The organism is Rheinheimera baltica DSM 14885, assembly GCF_000425345.1.
GTDB lineage: Bacteria > Pseudomonadota > Gammaproteobacteria > Enterobacterales > Alteromonadaceae > Alishewanella > Alishewanella baltica.
Window position 1 is genome coordinate 44,828 of sequence record NZ_KE384353.1, and the last position, 23,055, is coordinate 67,882.

The following is a 23,055-nucleotide window of genomic DNA, read 5'->3' on the forward strand; positions in this document are numbered from 1 at the left end:
TTTATTTGTTCCATTTTTAGTCATAAACTTATCACGGTTTTGCTGTAAACTACCTGTCGTTAGAATTTCTCTGATCTTGTTAAAGGTTTGCACTGTAATGATGCAGCCACCCTGATGTCAGCATCACATATTGTTGGTGTTCGGTTGTAATGTTCGGGCAAGCGTTACCTGTTGCTCATTGCATAACAGCGATGATGCTAATAGCATTTTTTACGTACTATCTGGTTGAATTTATGAATAAAATTAAAGCTTTTTTTCTTGCCATTTTACTACTTCTTGTAGTGTTTGCCGTTCTGGCTGGCGTAAAAGGTAACCAAATTGCCATGATGATTGCATCAGGTGAGCAATTCGTACCGCCACCGGAATCTGTAAGTGTGACGTCAGTAGAGCGGCAAAGCTGGAATAATCGTTTTTCAGCAACGGGTACGGTACTGGCAGACGAAGGCGTGATGATATCTGCTGAAGTGTCTGGCAAGGTTAAGCGTATCATGTTTAAGAATGGTGCTTTTGTTGAAGCAGGTACGGTGCTTCTGGAACAAGAGTCAAGCAACGAGCAGGCTCAGCATCGGGCGGCATTGGCCAGGCTAACGCTGGCGCAACAAAATTATGATCGCCTGGTTGAGCTACGTCGTGACAAAATCGCGACCCAAAGTGAAATTGATACCAGCAAACAGCAGTTAGATTCTGCTCAGGCTGATGTAGACAGTTTGCGTTCAACACTAGAGAAAAAGATACTACGAGCCCCATTTTCTGGCCGTTTAGGCATTCGCGTGGTTGATGTTGGTGCCGATTTACAACCCGGCGCTGAAGTGGTATCGCTGCAGGCCAGTCATACAGTAAGGGTTAACTTTCCTGTTCCACAACATACACTTAGTCAAATTACGATTGGATTGCCGGTAAGTATTAGTCTTAATCAAGGCAGTGTAACCGTTAACGGTGAAGTGAGTGCTATTGCTGCAGAATTAAGCAGTGTCAGTCGAAATGCGATTGTGCAGTCGGTGTTGGATAACAGTGACAAAGCACTCGTTCCTGGTATGGCCGTTGCCGTAGATGTAACACTGGCACAGCCGTCAGAGGTGTTAGTGGTGCCAGCGACGGCGCTCATTTATGCACCATACGGTGACACTGTCTTTGTTGTGGAAAAAGCCAAAGAAGGTCAAGGGTTAGTGGCACGGCAGCAATTCGTTCGTTTGGGTAAGTCGCGTGGTGATTTTGTTGAGATCCTCGAAGGTGTGAAAGCTGGTGATGAAGTGGTGACCTCCGGTGCATTCAAACTGTTTAACGGTCAAAGTGTGATTAAAACTGACAGCCCAGCGCCAAAGTACAGCACTACACCTACACCGGCTGATGCCTGATATCGGTTAGTTTGAAAAGTAACGTATTGAGATAATTATGAAATTTACCGATATTTTTATTAGAAAACCGGTACTTGCCATCGTAGTAAGCCTGTTGATTTTATTAGCAGGTTTCCAGTCGATGAGCGATATGACCGTGCGACAGTATCCGCGTTCGGATATTGCTGTGATTAAAATTACCACCGTGTACATTGGCGCCAATGCTGAGCTGGTACGGGGCTTTATTACCACACCCATAGAGCGCGCTATTGCTTCTGCAGGCGGTATTGATTACATCGAGTCGCAAAGCACTATGGGTGTGTCTACAGTCACAGCTCATTTACAGCTGAACTACGACCCACTTAAAGCGATGACGGAAATAAGTGCCAAGGTTAATCAGGTGCGGGGCGAACTGCCACCAGAATCTGAGTTACCGTCTATTGCGGTTGAAGCTGCAGATAGCCAGTTTGCCTCGGCTTATTTGAGTTTTTCTTCGGATATTCTTGAACAAAACCAAATTACTGAATTTTTGAGCCGTTCGGTACAGCCGCGTTTAATTGCGATTGCTGGTGTGCAAAAAGCCGATATTCTAGGTGGCCGTACTTTTGCCATGCGAATTTGGTTGAAGCCTGAGCAAATGGCTGCGTTTAAGGTAACGGCCTCTGATGTTCGCAAAGCATTAAGCGATAACAATGTGCAGGCGGCTATAGGCCAGACGCGTGGCGCCTATACCCAGGTTAATTTGCGCGCCAACACAGACATGAAAACCGTTGATGAATTCAGGCGCATAGTGCTGCGCCAGAATGATGACGGTGTAGTTCGGCTTGCAGATGTGGCAGACATTGCATTAGGGGCTGACGATTACAATACCAACGTTAACTACTCTGGCGAGACCGCGGTATTTATGGGGGTGTTTGTTTCACCCACAGCTAACTCCCTGGATGTAATTAAAGCCGTTACAGAAGAGATGGCGCTGATCCAGGCGGAGTTACCCTCCGGTCTCACCGGCGAAGTGTCTTACGATGCTACCAAATACATTCAGGCAGCCATTGATGACGTGCTTAAAACACTGGCTGAAACGCTACTGATTATTGTCATCGTGATCTTTTTGTTTTTAGGTTTTAGTCGCTCGGTGTTAATCCCTTTGGTGGCCATACCTTTATCACTGATTGGTGCGGTATTTGTTATGAAGGTATTTGGTTTCTCGTTAAACCTGCTTACCTTGTTATCCATTGTACTAAGCGTAGGCTTGGTGGTGGACGATGCCATCGTAATGGTAGAGAACATTGAGCGGCATATACAAGATGGCTTAAAACCGTTTAAAGCCGCATTGGTAGCAGCGAGAGAACTCGGCGGGCCTATTATTGCGATGACAGTGACCCTGGTTTCTGTTTATGTGCCTATTGGTTTGCAGGGCGGCTTAACCGGCACCTTGTTCCGTGAATTTGCCATTACACTGGCCGGAGCGGTAACTATTTCGGCTATTGTGGCTATTACATTGTCGCCAATGATGGCGTCGAAAATGCTTAAACCGCATAGCAGTTTAAAAGCGCCTCTGGATGGTATTTTTAACCGCTTTAAGCATTTTTACAGCCGGCAGTTAGATAAAAGTCTGAATAACCGTATTGGCGTTTACGTGTTCTGGATTGGCATCAGTGCGCTTTGCGTGCCGCTTTATAGCATGTCACCAAAAGAGCTGGCACCAACGGAAGATCAAGGGGTTATTTTCGGTATTGTTGACTCACCGGCAAACTCAACGGTTGATCAGTCTTCCTTCTATGGAAAGGCGGTAAATGAAGCCTTTATGTCGGTAGAAGAGACCGACTTTACCTTTCAAATTACCTTTCCAACCGGCGGTTTTGGCGGCATGGTTACCAAGCCATGGGATGAGCGCAAGCGCACGGTATTTGAAATGATGCCTGAGGTGCAGCAAAAACTGTCTGCGATTGCAGGGGTACGTATTTTACCTATTACGCCGCCTGCCTTACCGGGTGGTGGGAATTTCCCGGTTGAATTTGTAATCTCTTCTACCGCAAACTCGAAGGAAATATACGACTACGCCTTACAGCTGGAAAAAGTGATGCGTGAAAGTGGCATCTTTCCGTTTCAGCTAATCGATATGAAGGTTGATCAGCCCGAGTATCTGCTGAACATTGACCGCGAAAAAGTGGCTGATTTAGGCCTGAATATGCGTGATGTGGTTAGCGATTTTGGCACGTTGCTAGGCGGCGGCTATGTTAACCGTTTTAATATGGCCGGACAAAGTTACAAGGTTATACCGCAAGTAAAACGCAGTGAGCGTTTAACACCTGATAGCCTGCTGGAGTTGTATATTACGGGGCCGGCGGGAGAAATGATCCGCGTCGATCAAATAGCCAGCTTAAGCCACAGCACAGTGCCGCGCAGTATCAACCGTATGCAACAGCTTAATGCGGTTAAAATTAGCGGTGTTACCATTAAACCGTTAGATGAAACGCTGCAATATCTGGAAACTGAAGCGAAGAAAATACTGCCTGCTAGTTACTCGATTGATTATACGGGTGAGTCGCGGCAGTTAAAGCGCGAGGGCAATACCTTCTTGCCAGCGTTCTTATTGGCTATCACGATGATCTTTTTGGTGCTGGCAGCACAGTACAATAGCTTTCGTGACCCTATGGTTATTTTGCTGGGTTCAGTACCAATGGCGTTATTTGGTGCCTTGGTCTTTACCTTTTTAAAAATACCGGCGCCGATGCCGCATTTTACCGACGCATTTACCAGCACGTTAAATATTTACTCGCAAGTAGGCCTGGTAACCTTAATTGGTCTGATTGCCCGAAACGGCATTTTGGTAGTGGAATTTGCCAATAAGTTGCAAGAGCAGGGCAAAGCCAAGTTGGATGCGATACGTGAAGCGTCAGTACTGCGCTTACGTCCGGTAATGATGACCAGTCTGGCAACCATTGCAGGCCATACGCCACTGATATTTGCCACAGGTGCCGGTGCTGGAGCACGTAATTCTATTGGTATTGTACTGGTGCTTGGAATGGCTATCGGTACCATATTTACTTTGTTTGTGCTGCCTTCGGTGTACATGCTGATAGCTAAAGATCACAGCAAAGATAAGCTTGCAACACAAGATGACAGTGAACTGGATACAGAATCTGCGTAATTCGCGGTGATACCCTTGAAAGCCTGGCAAATCACCAGGCTTTTACTTATCCGCTGCCAAATATTCCCGGTCGTAAAAGGTACGCAGCCAATGAGGTCGGTATATCGCCATCAGGGTGATGGCACTGCCATTTAATAATGCTTCAGGAAACCAGATTAATAGTGCCAGTTGCCAGTAATTGTCTATTATTTCAGTCCAACTGTACCGGCCCTCCAAGCCAAACCATAGCGAAGTCAAACTAATTTGTAACACTATGGTAAGTGCGGCGGCGATAAAGCCAGCGACAAAAATATATACGAATAAGTGTCGGCTTAAATAACGGTAGCTAGCTAAAAACAGCAGATAGCTGAATAAAGCGGGCAATATGATACTGATTAGCATAAATAAACCGCTATCCTGCCAGGGTAGTTTGCCAAAGCCAACTAACAGCACAGTAGGTAGCAGGCAAATCCAGATTGCAATGCGCCAACCATGGCTTAGCACTAGCGTAGTTACCAGCAGAAAATGCAGGTTTAAGCCCTCTTTTATCCCCGCTTGTATGCTCCAAAATAATGATAAAGCGACCGCAGAGGCTAAAACCAGATGCTGATAATCGGTTTCTTGTTTAAGTTTAGGAAAAAACTCACGAGGGTAGTGATAGAGCATAAGTGCCACAGTCAACAAGAAACCGGCCATTTGCCAACTTGTCATGGTTTGTTATTCCTTCTCCTGTAGATGCAGTTAGTGTAACGATACTAGCGTGTTCAGTCATTGTTGTTATGTTTTAGTGGGAAAATAGCGAAAAAAGTACTGAGTAAAGCTTGTGCATGTTGATTACATCTGTAATAGTATGTGTATTACAGATGTAATCAGTGAATAAAACTTATGATTGAAATAAGCAATGCAGAGTTAAGTGTTATGCAGGTAGTGTGGCAGCGACAGCCGCTTAGCGCTAATGACGTTATCGCAGGGCTTGGCGATGATAACGACTGGCATGAGAAAACCGTTAAGACGTTGCTAAACCGCTTGGTAAGCAAAGGTGCCCTGGGATTTAATAAAGATGGCCGCGCCTATTTGTATTATCCGTTAATAACCGAGCAGGATTATCAGCTGCAACAAAGCCGTTCTTTTGTCGATCGTCTTTTCGCTGGCAAAGTTGCCCCCTTGGTGGCGGGGTTCGCCAGCCAAAACAAGCTTAAACCTGATGATGTACAGCAGCTAAAGCAACTTATTGCAGACTGGGAGCAGGAGCAAAATCATGACTGATTTCCTGCTACAACTGACACTGCCATTATCGCTATTATTGTTGCTGTTGCTGGCGGTACAAAGATGGTTGCTTAACCTGTTTGGCGCCCGAACGGTTTATGCACTGTGGGCGCTAGTACCGGTCTTTTTGCTGGCAATACTGTTGTTACCCTTATTGCCTGTCAGTATTGATACCGCTGCCATTAAGCGCTATCAGGTGGGCATGCAACAACTTGCGGACACGGTACAAAGCAGTAACTGGCTATTTTGGCTCTGGTTTTCCGGTGTTATGCTTTGCATTGGTTGGTTGCTACTGAGCTATATAAGCAGCAGCGCCTTGTTTAACCGCGCTAAGCCGGTAAAAATTAGCACTGTTTCCGTTAATTGTCGCCAGGCAGATTCTAACTCAGGGCCTTATATCACCGGTTTAACTACACCCCGTATTTTGCTTCCCAATGACTTTTTTCGTCGCTTTGATGCTTCCCAGCAACAGCTTATTTTGCAGCATGAGCTAACGCATTGGCGCCGAGGCGACTTGCACCTGAATTACCTTGCGCTTGCTTTAGTCAGCCTGTTTTGGTTTAACCCGCTGGTGTGGCTGGCATATCGTGATTATCGCAATGCTCAGGAATTGGCCTGTGATGCGTTGGTGACCCAAGATGCCAGCAAGGCAGAAAGAATTGCTTATGGTTACGCCTTACTAAGCAGTACACAACAATCGCCATCATACTGGTGGCCGCTTACTCATCATTACGGAGACTTTAACACGATGAAACAACGTATTATGCAATTACAACGGCAGCACGGTTTAAGTAAAGCTATAGTGCTTGGCGCCGTGGCGCTGGTGATTGGCGCTACATTATTGCTACAACAACCGGTTTTGGCCGGCGTTAGTAAAACGCAACAGCTAACTGCGGTTACGCGCATTGAGCCGCGTTATCCAACGCAGGCGGCAGAGCAAGGTATTTCAGGATATGTACAAGTTAAATTTGATGTGGATGCGCAAGGAAAAGTGATTAATGCCAGCGTGATAAAGTCCTATCCGGAGCAGGTTTTTGATAAGGAAGCGATACGTGCATTACAGCAGTGGCAATATACGGCTACAGGTATCGAGCATAAAGCACAGCTAGTACAGCTAGATTTTGAATTGGATGTAGTGCAAGCGGATATGGAGCGTATTAGTGTGACACCGCCCGCACCGAAAAAGAGCTGATGCAATAACAAGTGCAATAAAGCAGAACCGACATTGCAGTGCCATAACCTGGTGCTGCTTTATTGCATTTAAAACTAACCCGGTAATTAGGTGCGTAACTTTGCGTGTTTAAGCCAATTTAAATTGTTTAATCATGCTGTTTAAGCTTTCGGCAACTTCTGCCACCTGGCGACTAGACGAACTGGTTTCATGCGAGCCTTCCAGATTCTGCTGTCCAATATCACGCAAGCTCACCAGACTTTCATCTATAGATGCTGCTACCGTTGCTTGTTGCTCTGTTGCAGCACTCACAGATAATATTTGCTGATTTACATTGTTTACGGCATTAACAATTTCCCGAATGCTTTTAGCAACAATATTGATGCTCTGTTTAGTTTCGTCAGCACCGAGCAGCGAGTCATTAAATTGACTGACTGCATTAGCAGATTGGGTCGAGACATCTGCAATCACCTTTTCAATTAAATGTGTTGATTCTTGGGTACGACGAGCAAGGTTTCTTACTTCATCGGCAACCACGGCAAAGCCACGGCCAGACTCACCTGCTCTGGCAGCTTCAATGGCAGCATTAAGTGCCAGTAAATTAGTTTGCTCCGCTACGCCACGAATAACATCAAGTAATGAGGTAATACCTGAAATATTGTCGGCCAAGGCATTCATGCTTAAATGGCTTGCTTCAATTTGCAGGCTAAGTTTTTCAGTGAGCTGTTCCGAATGCTCCAGCTCCTTCATGCTGTTTTGGCTGGCTTGGTGCGCATCACTTACCTCATTGGCAACGTCAGACGAGCGCGCAGAGACTTCTTTCACGGTTACCGCCATTTGATTTACTGCGGTAACAATGGTATCGAGCTCTGACGCTTGTCGAGTTAAGTTTTGCTCAGTAGTATTTGTTACGGTGCTGAGCTCTTCCGCCGTTGCAGCTAGTTGCTCTGAAGTTACGCCCATTTGCTGCATCATATTGCGCAAGTTATGAATCAGGTTATTTAGCGCTCCGCGCAAGCTGGTTGGTGCTGCATCATTGATATCTAAGGTTAGGTCACCTTTTGCAACCTGTTGCATCATATGCTGCATTTCCGACGGTTCCCCACCAAGAGGTCGCATAACGGTGCGAGACACATACCAACCAATAATACAGGCAACGGCAATGGCGATAAAAAGCTCAAACAAGCTAATTATGAGTAATTGATTAATGGGCTCATTAATTTCTGCTATATCTATTTCTGCTAATAAGCCCCAGGTAACACCAAAAAAATCCACTGGGGTGTAGGCTGACAAAACCGAGTTATTATTGTAGTCAATAACCTCTTCTACCCGTGTTTTACCTTGTAGTACGGCATCTGATGCCTGTGTATCAACTCCATTTTTAGTTACTGTGCCAGTGAAAGAGGCGGAAATAGAGTGGCCGATAGGGTCAAGATACGAGTCTGAGCGCATGCGTTTATCTGGACCAATTAAATACGTTTCACCGGTTCTGCCCATACCAGTGCGAAGTTGCATTAAGGCATTAATGCTATCGATAGAGAACTGTGTTGCAATTATCCAACGTTCCCCGGCAATAATTTTTGGCACACCAACAAAAGCGGCCGGAGCATTATTTGACGGTGCATAAGGCGCAAAGTCTGCTGAAGCAAACTCTTTGTCACTGTATTGTAAATCGCTAAACAATTTACCTAAGCCACTATTTTTGAATGGCCCATTCGCCAGGTTAGTTTGATAATCTGCCTCGCGGGCAGCAGTGTAAATAACATCACCAGAGGGTGATATAACAAAAATGTCGTAAAAATGTAATTCACTATTGAGTTTGTTCAGTAACTTATGCATTTTATCCGACGTGACATTTTCAAAGTCCGCCTCAATAATATCGGCAATAGCATATAAATTATCTTTGACACTAACCAACTGTGATTCAAGCTGTGCTTTTTTAATATCTCGTATCGAAATCAGCCGTTGTTCATTTTCGTGTTCTATTTCAGTAATGGTCGATAAAGTGTTAACAAATAGCGACAGCGTTAATGGCACTAACACTGCACCTATAACCAACGACATTACCCGAAAACGGAATTTCATAATAAATACCTATGTATAAATGATAACAATGGACCAACACATACACCGCTGCTTTAATTGATTAAGTTTTTGCAATGTCGTCGCTATGCCGTTACCAAGGTTAAGTCTTACTGGTTTCACCTTGTACAGCGTGAGACTTTTAATTCGTGAAAAGTGTTATTGTCGCTAAGGACCTAAATGTCTTATATGTCTCTTTTTTGTATTCTGTTCGATGCTCTCGCTTTTGTCAATGGCAAGATGTGAGAATTATTCAGATGTGCTTTAAGTGTAGTTTACTTAGCGATTAAGACGTGTCATAGCTTAAACATACCTATAAAAGGAGTAGACGATGACCCCGGCAATTGATTTGGCTAAACAGCAAGGTATCGCCTATCAGGTGCATCAATATCAGCATGATGCGGCAGCAGCATCTTATGGTTTAGAGGAGTCAGAAAAGCTTGGTTTAGCGCCTGAGCAGGTGTTTAAAACCCTGGTCGTGCAGCTTGATGGTAAACAGCTGGCGGTTGCGGTGTTGCCGGTAAGTCAGCAGCTCAATATGAAGTTGATGGCCAAAGCCTTGGGCGCAAAAAAAGCTGAGATGGCTAATTCGCATGATGTGATGCGCTCAAGCGGCTATGTGCTTGGCGGGGTAAGTCCGCTGGGACAAAAGAAACGTTTGCCTACGGTAATAGACAACTCAGCGCAGCAGTACGGCACTATTTATGTCGGTGCAGGGCGGCGCGGGCTGGAAATTGAATTGGCCGCGGCAGATTTATGTCAGTTACTGCAGGGGCGTTTTGCGCCCTTGGCTCAATAAAAACGGGCACTGTAATAGTGCCCGTGTGATTATTTTGCACGCTTAACGGCTATTTCACATCAAATCGGTCGGCGTTCATGACTTTGTTCCATGCTGAGACAAAATCACAAACAAATTTCGCTTTGGCATCGGTAGAACCATACACCTCGGCAATAGCCCTTAGCTGTGAGTTAGAACCAAATATCAAATCCACCCGGCTTGCATGCCATTTTACTTGTCCGGTTTTACGGTCCCGGCCGGTAAACGTTTGCGCGTCTTTTGCATCTGGCGACCACTGCGTATTCATATCCAACAGGTTTACAAAGAAGTCATTATTCAATGTGCCCGGAGTTTGGGTGAATACGCCATGCGAAGTGTTGCCATAGTTTGCATTTAGCACCCGCATACCACCAACCAATACGGTCATTTCTGGCGCAGTTAATGTTAAAAGCTGTGCTTTGTCTAATAACAATTCCTCTGCTGATACGCTGTAGCGTTTGGGCAGGTAGTTTCTAAAGCCGTCAGCAATGGGCTGTAACACGTCAAAAGACTCAGCATCGGTTTGCTCGTCGCTGGCATCAGTGCGCCCTGGCGTAAACGGTACGTCGATAGTAACACCAGCGTGTTTAGCGGCTTTTTCAATGGCGGCAGCGCCAGCTAATACAATGATATCGGCCAGGGATATTTTTTTGTTACCAGATTGCGCTGCATTAAAACTGTGTTGCATACGCTCCAATACTTTAAGCACTTTTTGTAATTGCTCAGGTTGGTTTACCTGCCACTCTTTTTGTGGCGCCAAACGAATACGGGCTCCATTGGCACCTCCACGGTTGTCTGAACCACGAAAGGTAGATGCCGAAGACCAGGCGGTGTACACCAGCTCTGCAATAGTTAAATCGGACAACATTATTGTTTTCTTTAACTGCGCAATATCGCTGGCGTTAATTAGCTCGTGGTCAACTGCGGGCACCGGATCTTGCCAAACTAAATCTTCAGCTGGCACTTCAGGCCCTAAATATCTTGCTTTAGGCCCCATGTCACGGTGTGTTAGTTTAAACCAGGCACGAGCAAAGGCGTCGGCGAACTCTGCCGGGTTATTATGAAAATGCGTCGATATTTTGCGGTATTCCGGGTCTTCACGCATAGCCATATCGGCGGTAGTCATCATGATGTTAACTTTGATGTTGGCATCTTCAGCATCTGGCGCATGATCTTTGTTGGCCAGATTTTTTGCCGCCCATTGGTGCGCGCCAGCCGGGCTTTTGGTCAATTCCCAGTCGTAGCCAAAAAGTACATCAAAGTAGCTGTTATCCCACTGTGTTGGGGTTGGCGTCCATGCGCCTTCGATACCACTGGTAATGGTGTCACGGCCTTTACCGCTTTTATAACTGCTTAACCAACCAAAACCCATATCTTCAATAGCACCTGCTTCAGGTTCTACGCCAACGTGCGCAGCATCTCCCGCGCCGTGTGCTTTGCCAAAGGTATGGCCGCCAGCGGTAAGAGCGACAGTTTCGTAGTCGTTCATTGCCATACGGGCAAAGGTTTCGCGCACATCACGGCCTGAAGCTAATGGGTCGGGTTTGCCATCCGGGCCTTCGGGGTTGACGTAAATCAGGCCCATTTGTACTGCTGCCAGCGGGTTTTCTAAATCACGGTCGCCCGAATAACGGCTGTTCGCTTTATCGCTAGTGGCTAACCATTCTGTTTCAGCACCCCAATAAATATCTTCTTCCGGCTCCCAAATATCAGTGCGGCCGCCACCAAAACCAAAGGTTTTAAAGCCCATTGATTCCAGCGCCACGTTACCCGCCAGAATAAATAAATCTGCCCAGGATAATTTGTTGCCATATTTTTGTTTAACCGGCCATAACAGTCGACGAGCTTTATCCAGATTACCATTGTCTGGCCAGCTATTTAGCGGAGCAAAACGTTGGTTGCCGGTAGAGGCACCCCCTCTACCATCGGCGGTGCGATAAGTACCTGCTGCGTGCCAGGCCATACGGATCATAAAGGGGCCATAGTGACCATAATCTGCCGGCCACCAATCTTGTGAGTCGGTCATGATATGCGCAAGATCGTGTTTCACTGCCGCTAAATCGAGGCTGTTAAAGGCATCGACGTAGTTGAAATTCTCACCTAGCGGGTTTGATTTAGTATCGTTTTGATGCAAAATTTTCAGGTTCAGCTGATTAGGCCACCAGTCCATGTTTTTTGTACCTCCGTTACCAATACTGGTGTTACCGCCGTGCATCACCGGGCATTTGCCGGCTGAGTTGTTGTTATTGTCCATATCTTACTCCTTGCAATGAGGGGGCTAGGGGAAACGTATGTCCCCACTTTGATAGTGCCTAGACTATAGACCTGAAGAACACACTGCGAAAGCCAATTAAGCCTATCGTGTTAATCGGTTTTTTGAATTAGCGCTAATGTAATTAATTAAATTATGTATGCGGTTTGTCCGTCGTCCAAGCAGATAGTTCAAGCTGGTTTTTGCTACGTTATGCCAAACACACCTGGTTTCTGCCAGCCTGCTTAGCGTGATATAGCGCCTTGTCAGCGCGTTCAAAACAGTGCAGTAAGTGTTCGTCAGGCTGTTGTTCGGCAACACCAAAGCTGCAGCTTAAACTAATATTATTGCTGAAGTTGTACTGCTTTATGGCACTGGCTATTCTGTCGCACAAAGCTTTGGCTACGTCTGCTTTTGTATGTTGACAAAAAATAACGAACTCTTCGCCGCCCCAACGGGCCACTTGATCTTGTTCGCGTATTTGTGCACGAAGAATTTCAGCCAGCTCACGTAAAATGGCATCGCCGGTAATATGCCCGTGGTTGTCGTTTATCTGTTTAAAAAAGTCGATATCAATTAGCACCAGGCTAAAGTCTTGTGTATGTTGTGCTGCTCGTTGTTGCGTTACACTGATGGTCTTGTCAAAGAAGTTTCTGTTGTATAACCGTGTGAGCGGGTCGTGAGTGGACAAAAACTCCAGCTCTTGGATGGCAGATTCTAGCTCGGCTCTAGTATGCTCGAGCTGTTGATTCTTCTCCTGTAGTCGACGATAAAAATAGCGGCTTCGGTAGTTCCATGCCGTTAACAGTAAGATAATGGCAATGGCCACTGCGCCTAGTTGCCACATCAACTGATAATTTGTGATATCCATCACTTTAATACGTGTCCATTTTTGGTAAATGGCAATATGTTCTGCTTCTGTTATGGTGCCCAGTGCTTCGTTAAGTTGCGGTAATAGGGCTTGATAAGGTAAAGACACGCCAATTCTAAGTTTATCTTCCAGCTCAAGCCAACCTGCCACTTTTAACTGATATAAAGATTCTTGTTGAATTTGGCCATTAATTGAATATAACGAACCAATAAATAAATCCGCATCACCCTCGGCGACGGCCTTTAACCCGGCAGGTTCATTTTCTACTTCATGTATCCTGGTTTCAGGGTAGTGGCGCTTTATGTACTCAATTAAACGGTAGCCTTTAGGCACGGCCAATGAGCGAGTGCCAATATTTGCCATACTTTGTAAAAAGGGTTGCTGTCTAAGAGATACCAGCACATTTGGGGAGCGAAAATAGACGTCAGAAAATTGTAGGTATTGTTCGCGTTCTGTTGTCTGGTTTAACATTGGCGATAACATGCAGTCGCCATTTCTCAGCAATTGCAGTGTTTCAAGCCAGGAGCGGGTAGGTATTAGTTTAAACGTTAAGCCCGTTTTTTCGGCAATTAATGCGATGTAATCCGCGGAAATACCGACGTGTACACCATCATCTATTGCCTCATAAGGCATCCAGTCAGGGTCCACACAATAAGTAAGTACTGTTGCTGAGTCTGGTGTTTTGTTGTCATCTGCTTGCGCTGGGGGTAGCGTCGCTAATAACCCCAGTAGCCAAGCCAAAACGGCTAAGCTCCATTTTTTTTGCCAAAAGCCCAGTGTACAAACCGAATATAGCACTATCACAATAGCGTGCTCACACCAGACATGGAGAACTCAAGCACAAACAATTCACCTGCAATATTAACCTGTCATCTATAGTTGTTATTTATTGATAGTAGACTAAAGCAAGTAAAGTGCGAATTTGCAGTAACTTAGGGTGATAAAGCCCTTGCACCACTGAGATTTGGCGGTTAGTTTGGTCGCTATTACTCAACAGAGACTTACCATGACCCGTGTTACTATCCTGGTAGATGTTCAAAATATCTACTACACCAGCCGAGAGGCGTTTCAGCGCAATTTTGATTATAACGCCTTTTGGCGCCAGGTTACTGACGGACGCACTGTTGTAAAAGCCATTGCCTACGCGATTGATCGTGGCGATGAGAAGCAGCGCCAGTTTCAGAAGATCCTCCGTGCCATTGGCTTTGAAGTAAAACTTAAACCCTTTATTCAGCGTGCGGATGTTAGCGCAAAAGGTGACTGGGATGTGGGTATAACGTTGGATGCCATTGAATACGGCCAGTACAGTGACTTACTCGTACTGGCATCGGGCGATGGTGACTTTGACTTGCTGGCGCAAAAACTGATTACAAAGTATGAAACCGAAGTAGAGGTTTATGGCGTAGAGGGTTTAACCGCACTGGCACTTCGTAACGCCGCCAGCCGGTTTATTGCAATTGATGAAAGGTTATTGCTGGGGAAGTAAGCGCCCGGCAAATTCAAAGCCGGACGCATTAAAGCGTAATTAGTCTTAAGATGTTAGCAACGCATCATCTAACTCGTTAGCCCGAATGGCCGCTTTGCGTGCTTGTAGTCGTTGCACGTACTCGGTAAAGGCCGGTCGTGACTCCAGCGTATTAAACATCAAGCCCCAATGAATATGGCTGCCTACATACACATCAGCGGCAGTGAATTGTTGACCACAGATATACAGGCTTTGGGTTAAAGCACTTTCCAGCGTATTTAGCGTATCCTGATACAAACCACAGCCAACCGACTGAGCATTGTCGGCATCCAGGCGCCAGTTAAACGCTTTGGCGCTGGTGGCCATTTCTAATGGCCCGGCAGCGAAGAATAACCAGCGGTAATAAGTACCGCGCTCAGCGCTATCCAGGGCAGGGGCTAATTGTCTGTCGGCAAACTGGTCTGCCAAATAAGCACATATAGCGGCGGTTTCGGTTACCACTACCTCACCGTGAGTAATGGCCGGTACTTTGCCCATAGAATTAAGCGCCAGATAGTCGGCGGCTTTTATCTCATCGCCATACTGCAGCACCTTAATGTCGTAAGGCACGTTAAGCTCTTCCAGCAGCCAGCGAACAATACGGCCACGCGAGTTGGGGTTGGTATATAACGTAAGCGGTTTCATCTGTTGTCATTCCTTATCGTTGATTGAGGTTGTTGCTGTTTGTTTTTTGCTACCAGCACAATAAATCCTAATTAGGACAGAATCCGTCCTAGATTTCGGTTATATTTTGGTTATTTGTCATATCAGCAGTCATTAGGAATAGCCAATGCCTAACAGAGAAGCCCGATGAGTGGCCCGACTATCCGTGTGCTCAGTTTGCTTGAGTTGTTGCAGTCTCATGGCCGTTTAAGTGGTACTGAATTAGCCAGCCGGCTGGGTGTCGATAAACGCACCGTAAGGCGTTATATTCAGGTGCTGGAAGGTTTAGGTATACCTGTCACCACTGAGCAGGGCTGCGATGGCGGCTACATGCTTGTGGCCGGGTTTAAGCTACCGCCAATGATGTTTACCAATGATGAAACTCTGGCGTTGTCGCTGGGTTTGTTGGCGGCGAAAAACCTGCGCCTGGCTGATACCGCAGCCGCTATCAGCAGTATTCAGGCGAAACTGGAACGCGTTATGCCTGCCAGGCTCAAATCCCGAGCCAGAGCTATTGCTGACACCATCAACATAATGTTGCCTGAAGTGGCCCCCGACACCCCGCAACAGCAATTAGAACCCCTGCTGGTTGCGGTGGAGCAGCAACGTTCAGTTGCTATTTGTTATGCTGCTTATCAGCAGCCTCCAGTGATGCGGCAGGTAGACCCTTATGGCTTGCTGTTTCGTAGTGGCCACTGGTATGTGAGCGGTTATTGCCATTTACGCATGGAGCTTCGTACCTTTAGGTTAGATCGTTTGCAACATATCAATATATTGGAGACCACCTTTACCCGGCCTGAAAACTTTAATTCTGCTGAGCATTTTCGCCACAGCCTGAATGCGATGCCAGGCAATTTGGATGTACAGGTATTACTGCATACTGATAAAAATACCGCAGCACAGGCAATGGGCTCCACTGCCTCGATGTTAAAACCGCAGCCAGAGGGATTGTTGCTAAGCACTCGCACCGATAGCTGTCATTGCCTGGCTCTGTGGTTAAGCCAGCTGCCGTTTGATTTTAGCGTTATTACACCACCAGAGTTAAAACAAGCACTAAATTTGCAAGCAAAGCGCTTAATGGATATTGCCCGGCGCCAGTAATAGCGGGGCAGTGTATTTAATTCGCTGCTTATTTAAAAATATTTTGCATTATTAAATCCAAACAACATCCGGCGTGCATCTAAGTTTCAGATTAACTCACTGGAAACGATTATGACGCTTACAAACGCTGTTCTTCGCCATGTATTCTTTGCTGGCGTGCTGCTTTCTACAACATCCTTACCTGCCGCCGCTAACGATACTCCGAAAATGGTTTCGGTAACCTCAACACACCAAACAGATATAACCCTGCATGAGGAGTTAGCACGTAAAGACGCTGAATTTTTTAAACGCGGTTTTAACGAATGTGATTTTGCTTATCTTGATGCCACCATTAGCCCTGCTCTCAAGTTCTATCATGATTTAGGTGGCTTACAGGATAAAGCGCTGTTTATGCAGAATACCCGGCAGTATTTGTGTGGTGACCCATTGCATAAACCTATTCGTAAGTTAACCGAAGGCAGTTTAACCACGTTCCCGCTTTACCAGGACGGTGTGCTTTATGGTGCCGTACAACACGGCAAACATCAGTTTTACTTACGTGAACCTGGAAAGACAGATCAGCTCACCGGTACGGCACGGTTTACCTCGGTTTGGTTAAAGCAAGAGAATAAATGGCTGCTGGATAATGTGCTCAGCTATGACCATCAACCGGCTGAAACTGAAACACCAGTAAACAGTGAACCGCATCAACAGACTGACTTCGATGCGACAATAACTCGTTTGCTGCAGCAACATAAAGTTCCCGCGCTGGGTCTGGGCATTATTGAAAACGGTAAATTGGTGTCTACTCAAGTATATGGAGAGCTAACGCCTGGTACGGTAGCACCGCAAAATACGCTGTTTAAAGTGGCTTCGCTGACTAAACCGATAGTCACCATGCTTACCTTGCGTTTAGTTGCAGCAGGCAAACTGCAGCTGGATGAGCCGTTGTCAGCCTATTGGACAGATCCGGATATTAAAGATGACCCGCGACATCAATTACTTACGCCGCGGCTCGTGCTTAAACACCAAACCGGTTTTGCTAACTGGCGTTATCTTGAAGCCGACAACATACTGCGCTTTCAGTTTACGCCGGGCAGTCAACATCAGTATTCTGGCGAGGGTTTTGAATATTTACGCCGGGCACTGGAGCATAAATTTAATCAATCACTTGAAGCTTTAGCGCAGCAATATGTGTTTGAACCAGCTGGTATGACTGATACGCATTTCTGGTGGTCACAAGGCGTTGATGAGGCACGCTATGCCCGTAACCATGACAGCAACGGCAAGGCGTTTGACCTGGAGAAATACTACAAGGCTAATGCGGCTGCAAATTTAATCAGCACAGTAGCGGATTACAGCAAATTTATGCTGTTCGTGATGGCGCAAGAGCAGGCAATGCCTTCGATATATCAGGATATGCTAAAGCATCACGTCAATATTGGACAAAAGCATTATTTTGGTCTTGGCTGGGAAATTTTCAGCGGTTTTTCTGACGGTCAATCGTTGTTGCTGCATAGCGGCCGCGACCCTGGCGTGTCTACTCTGGCCGCATTTTCACCACAAAGCAAAAATGGTTATGTCATCTTTATGAATGGCGATAATGCCACACCGGTGCTTGAACAAGTGCTGGCACAGCTGTACCTTGGTGCTGAATTGTGGCAACGAAATTAAGCATATAAGTATGAACGGACAAGAATGGGCAGAAATACTGGTGCCTCTTATCGTCTTCAGCGCGTTTGTAGCGCTGATGGGGTTAATATTGCTGTATAAGTACAAGAAAAAACGCCTGTTTTTGCAAATGGTTGAACGAACTTTACAACAGCAGGCGCCGTTGCCGCCGGAAACCATACGCGAAGTGGCGCTACATTTCTTTTCTGCTAACCGCGATATCCGTAAGGGCATTTTTCTGTTGGTGCTGTCTGCCAGTATTCTGGCATTTTCGTACTTTGCCGATTTCCGGCAAAATGGCAATTTGGATTTAAACGATGCGCTAAATGGCATTGCTATTTTGCCAGGTTTACTCGGGTTGGCATTTTTTCTGCTGGCCCGGCTTGATCGGCAGCAGGCTCGCTAAGTTAATGCTGTGTCGTTAAAACAGGCGTCGGTTGAACAGCTGGTCGCCATTGTTCAGGTGTCTGGTGATACAGCAGCATTTAATGAGTTGTTCAGTCGTCATGACCGTAAGCTACGTGGCTTTTTGGCGTTTAAATCGGCCGATCAGCGGCATGATATCGACGATCTGGTGCAGGAAACCTATGTTAAGGCTTTTTTAAATATTCAGCATTTTTCGCAGCATTCGCAATTTTCTACCTGGTTGCTACGAATTGCTATCAACGAAATGTTGCAAGCTAAGCGTTCGGGTAATATTTTTACCCGGCTTAAACAGCGCTGGTTTGCCGCGGAGCCTGACACGCTAACACATACTGATAAGTCTGCCGAGCATCTAGATGTGGAAACCTTAATGGCCGGTTTGTCGACTATTCAACAGCAGGTGTTTGTCTATACCGAATTTTATGGTTATTCACAAAGTGAAATTGCCGACAAACTGAACATTCCGCTTGGCAGCGTTAAAACCTATATGAAGCAAGCACGAGATGCGCTGGACAGGAACAATACCTCATGTTGAAACTAACATTGCGGCAAACAATCAGGCTTTGGCTGTGGCAGCGTCGTCGCAGCGTCGTTATTACGTTGGCTAGCATGCTGGCGGCGTTACTGACACTAGGTTACAACCACTTACTCAGCACCGATGCTTCGCTTTTGTCGCTATTAACATTGGCCCAACTAGGCGCTGCCACGCTGCTGGTTATCGTGGTAATTATTTTGAGCGACTAGCGGGCTGAAACTAAGACGTTATTTCGACTTATTTAGCATGGCTTTTAAATCCGCAAACGGGTTATGGGTCGCCGCAGCCACTTTTTGCTCGGTCGTACCACCGTACAGTACAAATTCATGAAATTTATTGTGTTCATTGTCATGACAATAAATACACAACAGCTCCCAATTGCTGCCATCGCTGGGGTTATTGCTGTGGTTGTGGTCAATGTGGTGCACGGTTAGTTCGCGTAAATTGGAGTGCACAAACTCACGCGCGCAGCGGCCGCACACCCAGGGGTAAAGCTTTAATGCCTTGTCACGGTACCCCTGTTCTTGTTGCTGATAGGCCTGTGCACCGCTGCTGGTTTTGCTCATAACTGTCCTGCTTAAAGAAGGTTTTGCGCTGCTAACATCATAATGTTGCTGCTTTATCCGGTTAAAGCAGAGTTTAACAGCCTTTGCAGGCTGTGCAATGGCAATTATTAGGCAATGGTTTAACTATAAGCCCCACTGGTGTCGTGTAAAAATAGCCTTAGAAACAGAGTTATATTCTCCTCATTGCATTATGCGCCCACTAGGGGCTGGAGGTTGTATTCACATGCTAAAAGGCTGATTCATAGGTTATCTGAAAGGTTTTCTTTATGTCACGGGACTTATGTCTACACACAGCATTTAGGCTGCCAATGCACTAAAGTTGCAATGATTACTGTCTTCAGTTGAAGATTCATTACATATCGAGAAATGTCTATATGAAAAAAGTATTTTTTGGCCCTGCTGTTAACGCCGGCTATTGCTTTGGCAACAGAATCGCCGGCTAAAGTGACAGCACAACAATTTGTCGACTTACAGCAGGGAAACACTGTTTATCCGGGCTTTCGCCGTGCGCATGCTAAAGGCATGTGTGTTAGTGGCGAGTTTCGTTCAAATGGTCAGTTAAGCGCTTACTCAACCGCTACGGTATTTCAGCGCGGCGTTATGCCGTTTACCGGCCGTTTATCTATTGCCGGTAACAACCCGACAGCACCAGATTTAAAAGCACCGGTACGCAGTTTAGCGCTTAGTTTTGCTATGAGTAGCACTCAGCAATGGCGGCTGGCGATGAATACGCCACCGGTGATGGCGGTCGCCGACCCACATACGTTTTATCAGCAAATACAGGCTATTCAGGCCGGGCCTGCAGCAATAAAGCAATTTTTTGCTGAACACCCTGAAAGTAAAGAGTTTTTGACCTGGGCAGCACAATATGAGGCCAGTGGTAGCTTTGCCTCTGAAACCTATAACAGTATTAATGCTTTTTACCTGATAAACCCAGATGGCAAGCGCCAGGCTGTGCGCTGGGCTATACAACCAACAGTTGCTGTGGCTGCGACAGATATGCAGGGGGCCAATGCATTGCAAAACGAAATGGCCAGCCGCGTGCTGGCGGGCAACGTGGTATTTGACTGGGTGTTTACCCTGGCCGATGTGACAGATGATGAAAACAATGCCACCAAAGCCTGGCCCGACAGCCGGCAAAACATAACCGCAGGCCAGATAGTGATAAACAGCACCAGCGCACAGCTGGAAGGCGGGTGCCATGCCATTAACTTTGACCCACTGGTGTTGCCAACCGGCATCGAAGCAACGGCTGATCCCATCTTGCGGGCTCGTTCGTCGGCTTATGCCGAGTCTTACCGCCGTCGGGCCACCGAGCAGTTAACAGGTGCCTTTAAGGAGCCGAAAAATGACTAATACCGAACGTTTTTCATTATCAATGCGCTTGTTTCACTGGGGTATGGCAGCATTAATTCTCGCTATGTTAACGGCCGGTTTGTTAATGGTTGCATCGCTGGACGGCTGGCAGCTAACGGTACTAACCGTGCATAAAGTGTTTGGTGTTATTGCGGTGCTGTTGGTCAGTGCCCGCTTTATCAACCGGCTTTCCCAGCGCATACCCGCTTTGCCGGACGAGCTAACCCAATGGCAGAAAACTGCGGCACGGTTGTCACATTGGTTATTGTACGGCTTAATGTTTGCTATGCCGGTTTCTGGCTATCTGATGCAGTACTTTGGCGCCAGGCCCATTGATGTATTTGGCTGGTTTCGGCTACCGGCGGCACTTAATGTCGATATTCACAACTATGCTTTGTTTCGTGAATTGCATTCTTTGTTAGCCATTGCGCTAATTGGCATTGTGATGTTGCATATTAGCGCCGCTTTGCATCATCACTTTATTCGCAAAGACAAGGTATTAAAAAGTATGTTGTAGATAACCTAGCCAGAGTTGTTTGGGCTGGTATGCCTGTCTCTGGTTTGTATTACCCAGGGCGCATTGTGCGCCCTTGTTGCGACATCACGGTGTTATTAATATTCCCACCAACAATCTTGCCACCATGTTAGAAACTCAGCAAAATCGATAAAGCCGTCATTGTTTGTGTCGATAAGTTTAAAGCCTTCATCCACATGACTCACTTTGGTTTTAGGCGCCAGAGCCGTAAGTAACTCGATAAACTCGGCTATATCAATTTGGCCATTGCCATCGCGGTCAAAAAAATCGAAGTCGCTTTTTATTGCCGCTAATTGTTGTTCAGATAACGTTTCTTTATTCACTTGTATCACCTTGTATACTAATCAGAACCAGCGTGAGTGTACTTGGCTTAAAAATGTCTGTCTATGTTGGTGCCTACACGTTTGTTTGTAAAAGACGAATTCGTGCAGTTAGATCGGGCAGTGTTATCTGGTTTGGGGCAATTTATACCGCTGTTTGGCTGGTTTAAGTTTTTTACTTTCAATGGTTATAATATTACGCGTACGGACATCAACCTAATAGGACGTAATAAGAAAGCAATAAGCCAAGTTGCAAGTATTTACGATTAGCTTAGCTGTGCAGACGTTGCCATTGAGTTCGCAAACCGTGGTCTACGTGGCAAGTGGTACCGTTGATGCTGAAGTAGGTGTTAAGCGCGTTAGCCTGCAAGAGCAGCATACGCTTAGCTTGAGTAATGAAACCGGAAGCGTGCAGCTTAGTAGCGCCGATAGCGCGCAGGTTATTTTTATCCGCTTGTCGGTAAATGAATAGGCATTAAAAAAGAGGTCAATTATGCAGCCTGCATCAATAAAAGCTGAAATCAGCTAGTGAAAGCGCTCATTACACTTATTTTGCTAATAGCTGTGGTTGCTTTATGGCTGGCGAGCAACTATAACCGCACAGCGCTGTTTAATGCTGAAATTGTTAAACCGCATTTAGTGCAAGACAACCTTATTGAGCCGCCGACTAAACATATCACGGCGGATCACGATACATTTAACAACGACAAATCTGTTGTATCCCCTGCGGAGAATGATAGCCAACTGGTGATTATGACAAGACCAGACTGGAGCCTGGATAATAATCTGTTGTCCCACTTTAATCGTTTAGAACTGGCTGCACAGCAGGGCGACACTACAGCAGCCTATGTGTTGGGAATGAACCTGCGCAATTGTTACTTTGTACCGCATGATGACGCCGAACTGGCTGAGCGACTGCAGCAGGCTTACCAATTTAACGATAATGGTGAGGCCGCTGCCGAAAATACAGAGCGCTATGAATTTTGCTTGGGTGTTGATAAACAGCAACGTAACCAGTTTTATGCTTATCTGGAAATGGCTGCAAGCAACGGCTTTGTGCCCGCACAAGAAGCAGTAGCGTTAATAACACCAGAGCAATATATGCATGCAGCGGGTTATGCCAAGCTTGAAAGAAACGCTTATGTCGCTAAGCGTATTGGCTATGTTCAACAGCAAGTCGACTTTTTATTGTCTGCAGCGCAGCATGGAAGTATTAAAGCGCTGATAAAATTGTCGCAACTACATTATGCTCAAACTGTTGGTAAAGATGGCCGCTTACAAGCCTATGCGTTTAACCAGATGATTATGGAGCTCACCGATGATACTGATCTTTACAACCGCTACAACTGGTTTCAGCAACGCGCGTTGCCAGAGTTTACAGCCGAGGAAGTTGAACAGGCAACGGCGATATCAGAGCAGTGGTTAAACACGATACAAGCCAATGGTACGCTTTATTTACACAACCAGGAATAAGCCAAGC

22 protein-coding genes are annotated in these 23,055 nt (G+C 46.1%); 15 read left to right on the forward strand and 7 right to left on the reverse strand.

The features are described from left to right. Positions 1-233: 233 nt before the first annotated feature. Positions 234-1,355: an efflux RND transporter periplasmic adaptor subunit gene (locus H595_RS0120775; RefSeq protein WP_027672842.1), complete on the forward strand. Its 1,122-nt coding sequence runs from the start codon at positions 234-236 to the stop codon at positions 1,353-1,355. Between the two features lie 37 nt (positions 1,356-1,392). Beyond that, the gene (locus tag H595_RS0120780; RefSeq protein WP_027672843.1) at positions 1,393-4,485 is read left to right on the forward strand and encodes an efflux RND transporter permease subunit; all 3,093 of its coding nucleotides are present in this window, start codon (positions 1,393-1,395) and stop codon (positions 4,483-4,485) included. A gap of 42 nt (positions 4,486-4,527) precedes the next feature. On the opposite strand, the gene H595_RS0120785 is transcribed toward H595_RS0120780, so the two are convergent. Beyond that, positions 4,528-5,175, reverse strand: a complete 648-nt coding sequence (locus H595_RS0120785; RefSeq protein ID WP_027672844.1) for an energy-coupling factor ABC transporter permease — start codon at positions 5,173-5,175, stop codon at positions 4,528-4,530. A 174-nt stretch (positions 5,176-5,349) separates the two neighbouring features. Between H595_RS0120785 and H595_RS0120790 the strand changes: the two genes are divergently transcribed. Beyond that, the gene (locus H595_RS0120790; RefSeq protein ID WP_027672845.1) at positions 5,350-5,730 is read left to right on the forward strand and encodes a BlaI/MecI/CopY family transcriptional regulator; all 381 of its coding nucleotides are present in this window, start codon (positions 5,350-5,352) and stop codon (positions 5,728-5,730) included. Next, entirely contained in the window at positions 5,723-6,922 is a 1,200-nt protein-coding gene (locus H595_RS0120795; RefSeq protein ID WP_027672846.1) for a M56 family metallopeptidase, read from the forward strand. The genes H595_RS0120790 and H595_RS0120795 overlap by 8 nt, the downstream gene beginning before the upstream one ends. 108 nt (positions 6,923-7,030) lie before the next feature. On the opposite strand, the gene H595_RS23295 is transcribed toward H595_RS0120795, so the two are convergent. Beyond that, complete coding sequence (locus tag H595_RS23295) at positions 7,031-8,986, reverse strand: methyl-accepting chemotaxis protein (RefSeq protein ID WP_051220041.1); 1,956 nt, start codon at positions 8,984-8,986, stop codon at positions 7,031-7,033. 328 nt (positions 8,987-9,314) lie between these two features. On the opposite strand from H595_RS23295, the gene ybaK reads away from it, so the two are divergent. Then, a complete protein-coding gene (ybaK, locus tag H595_RS0120805) occupies positions 9,315-9,782 on the forward strand; it encodes a Cys-tRNA(Pro) deacylase (RefSeq protein ID WP_027672847.1) in 468 nt (155 codons plus the stop codon). Between the two features lie 49 nt (positions 9,783-9,831). Here the strand turns inward: ybaK and katG are convergent, their stop codons facing one another. Continuing rightward, entirely contained in the window at positions 9,832-12,054 is a 2,223-nt protein-coding gene (gene katG, locus H595_RS0120810) for a catalase/peroxidase HPI (RefSeq protein WP_027672848.1), read from the reverse strand. Between the two features lie 208 nt (positions 12,055-12,262). Continuing rightward, the gene (locus tag H595_RS0120815; RefSeq protein ID WP_240474963.1) at positions 12,263-13,663 is read right to left on the reverse strand and encodes a diguanylate cyclase; all 1,401 of its coding nucleotides are present in this window, start codon (positions 13,661-13,663) and stop codon (positions 12,263-12,265) included. Positions 13,664-13,928: 265 nt separating this feature from the next. Between H595_RS0120815 and H595_RS0120820 the strand changes: the two genes are divergently transcribed. Next, positions 13,929-14,408: an NYN domain-containing protein gene (locus H595_RS0120820; RefSeq protein WP_027672850.1), complete on the forward strand. Its 480-nt coding sequence runs from the start codon at positions 13,929-13,931 to the stop codon at positions 14,406-14,408. 45 nt (positions 14,409-14,453) lie between these two features. Here the strand turns inward: H595_RS0120820 and H595_RS0120825 are convergent, their stop codons facing one another. Beyond that, on the reverse strand, positions 14,454-15,071 hold the full coding sequence (locus tag H595_RS0120825) for a glutathione S-transferase family protein (protein ID WP_027672851.1): 618 nt from the start codon (positions 15,069-15,071) through the stop codon (positions 14,454-14,456). Between the two features lie 165 nt (positions 15,072-15,236). Between H595_RS0120825 and H595_RS0120830 the strand changes: the two genes are divergently transcribed. The 5 genes from H595_RS0120830 to H595_RS0120850 all read left to right on the forward strand — a co-directional run bounded on the left by H595_RS0120830 (position 15,237) and on the right by H595_RS0120850 (position 19,007). After that, positions 15,237-16,190 carry a helix-turn-helix transcriptional regulator gene (locus H595_RS0120830; protein WP_027672852.1) on the forward strand — a complete coding sequence of 318 codons (954 nt, stop codon included), beginning with the start codon at positions 15,237-15,239 and terminating at the stop codon, positions 16,188-16,190. A gap of 111 nt (positions 16,191-16,301) precedes the next feature. Beyond that, complete coding sequence (locus H595_RS0120835; RefSeq protein WP_205623283.1) at positions 16,302-17,843, forward strand: serine hydrolase domain-containing protein; 1,542 nt, start codon at positions 16,302-16,304, stop codon at positions 17,841-17,843. Positions 17,844-17,853: 10 nt separating this feature from the next. Further along, complete coding sequence (locus H595_RS0120840) at positions 17,854-18,246, forward strand: DUF6249 domain-containing protein (RefSeq protein WP_027672854.1); 393 nt, start codon at positions 17,854-17,856, stop codon at positions 18,244-18,246. Positions 18,247-18,255: 9 nt separating this feature from the next. Next, the gene (locus H595_RS23735; protein WP_051220042.1) at positions 18,256-18,798 is read left to right on the forward strand and encodes an RNA polymerase sigma factor; all 543 of its coding nucleotides are present in this window, start codon (positions 18,256-18,258) and stop codon (positions 18,796-18,798) included. After that, positions 18,792-19,007 carry a hypothetical protein gene (locus tag H595_RS0120850; RefSeq protein WP_027672855.1) on the forward strand — a complete coding sequence of 72 codons (216 nt, stop codon included), beginning with the start codon at positions 18,792-18,794 and terminating at the stop codon, positions 19,005-19,007. Before H595_RS23735 ends, H595_RS0120850 begins: the two co-directional genes overlap by 7 nt. An 18-nt stretch (positions 19,008-19,025) precedes the next feature. On the opposite strand, the gene H595_RS0120855 is transcribed toward H595_RS0120850, so the two are convergent. After that, positions 19,026-19,364, reverse strand: a complete 339-nt coding sequence (locus H595_RS0120855) for a YajD family HNH nuclease (protein WP_027672856.1) — start codon at positions 19,362-19,364, stop codon at positions 19,026-19,028. A 390-nt stretch (positions 19,365-19,754) separates the two neighbouring features. Between H595_RS0120855 and H595_RS0120860 the strand changes: the two genes are divergently transcribed. Together H595_RS0120860 and H595_RS0120865 are read left to right on the forward strand one after the other, a co-directional pair. Then, positions 19,755-20,720, forward strand: coding sequence for a catalase family peroxidase (locus H595_RS0120860; RefSeq protein WP_027672857.1), 966 nt, complete (start codon positions 19,755-19,757; stop codon positions 20,718-20,720). Continuing rightward, the gene (locus H595_RS0120865) at positions 20,713-21,237 is read left to right on the forward strand and encodes a cytochrome b (protein ID WP_027672858.1); all 525 of its coding nucleotides are present in this window, start codon (positions 20,713-20,715) and stop codon (positions 21,235-21,237) included. Before H595_RS0120860 ends, H595_RS0120865 begins: the two co-directional genes overlap by 8 nt. Positions 21,238-21,332: 95 nt before the next feature. Here H595_RS0120865 and H595_RS0120870 read toward each other — a convergent pair whose 3' ends face one another. After that, positions 21,333-21,578, reverse strand: coding sequence for an EF-hand domain-containing protein (locus H595_RS0120870; RefSeq protein WP_027672859.1), 246 nt, complete (start codon positions 21,576-21,578; stop codon positions 21,333-21,335). Positions 21,579-21,867: 289 nt separating this feature from the next. Here H595_RS0120870 and H595_RS0120880 point away from each other — a divergent pair, with 289 nt between their 5' ends. After that, positions 21,868-22,047 (forward strand): hypothetical protein, encoded by a 180-nt coding sequence (locus tag H595_RS0120880; RefSeq protein WP_169338575.1) that lies wholly within the window; start codon positions 21,868-21,870, stop codon positions 22,045-22,047. Between the two features lie 56 nt (positions 22,048-22,103). Continuing rightward, positions 22,104-23,048, forward strand: coding sequence for an SEL1-like repeat protein (locus H595_RS0120885; RefSeq protein WP_027672862.1), 945 nt, complete (start codon positions 22,104-22,106; stop codon positions 23,046-23,048). The last annotated feature ends 7 nt before the right edge of the window (positions 23,049-23,055 follow it).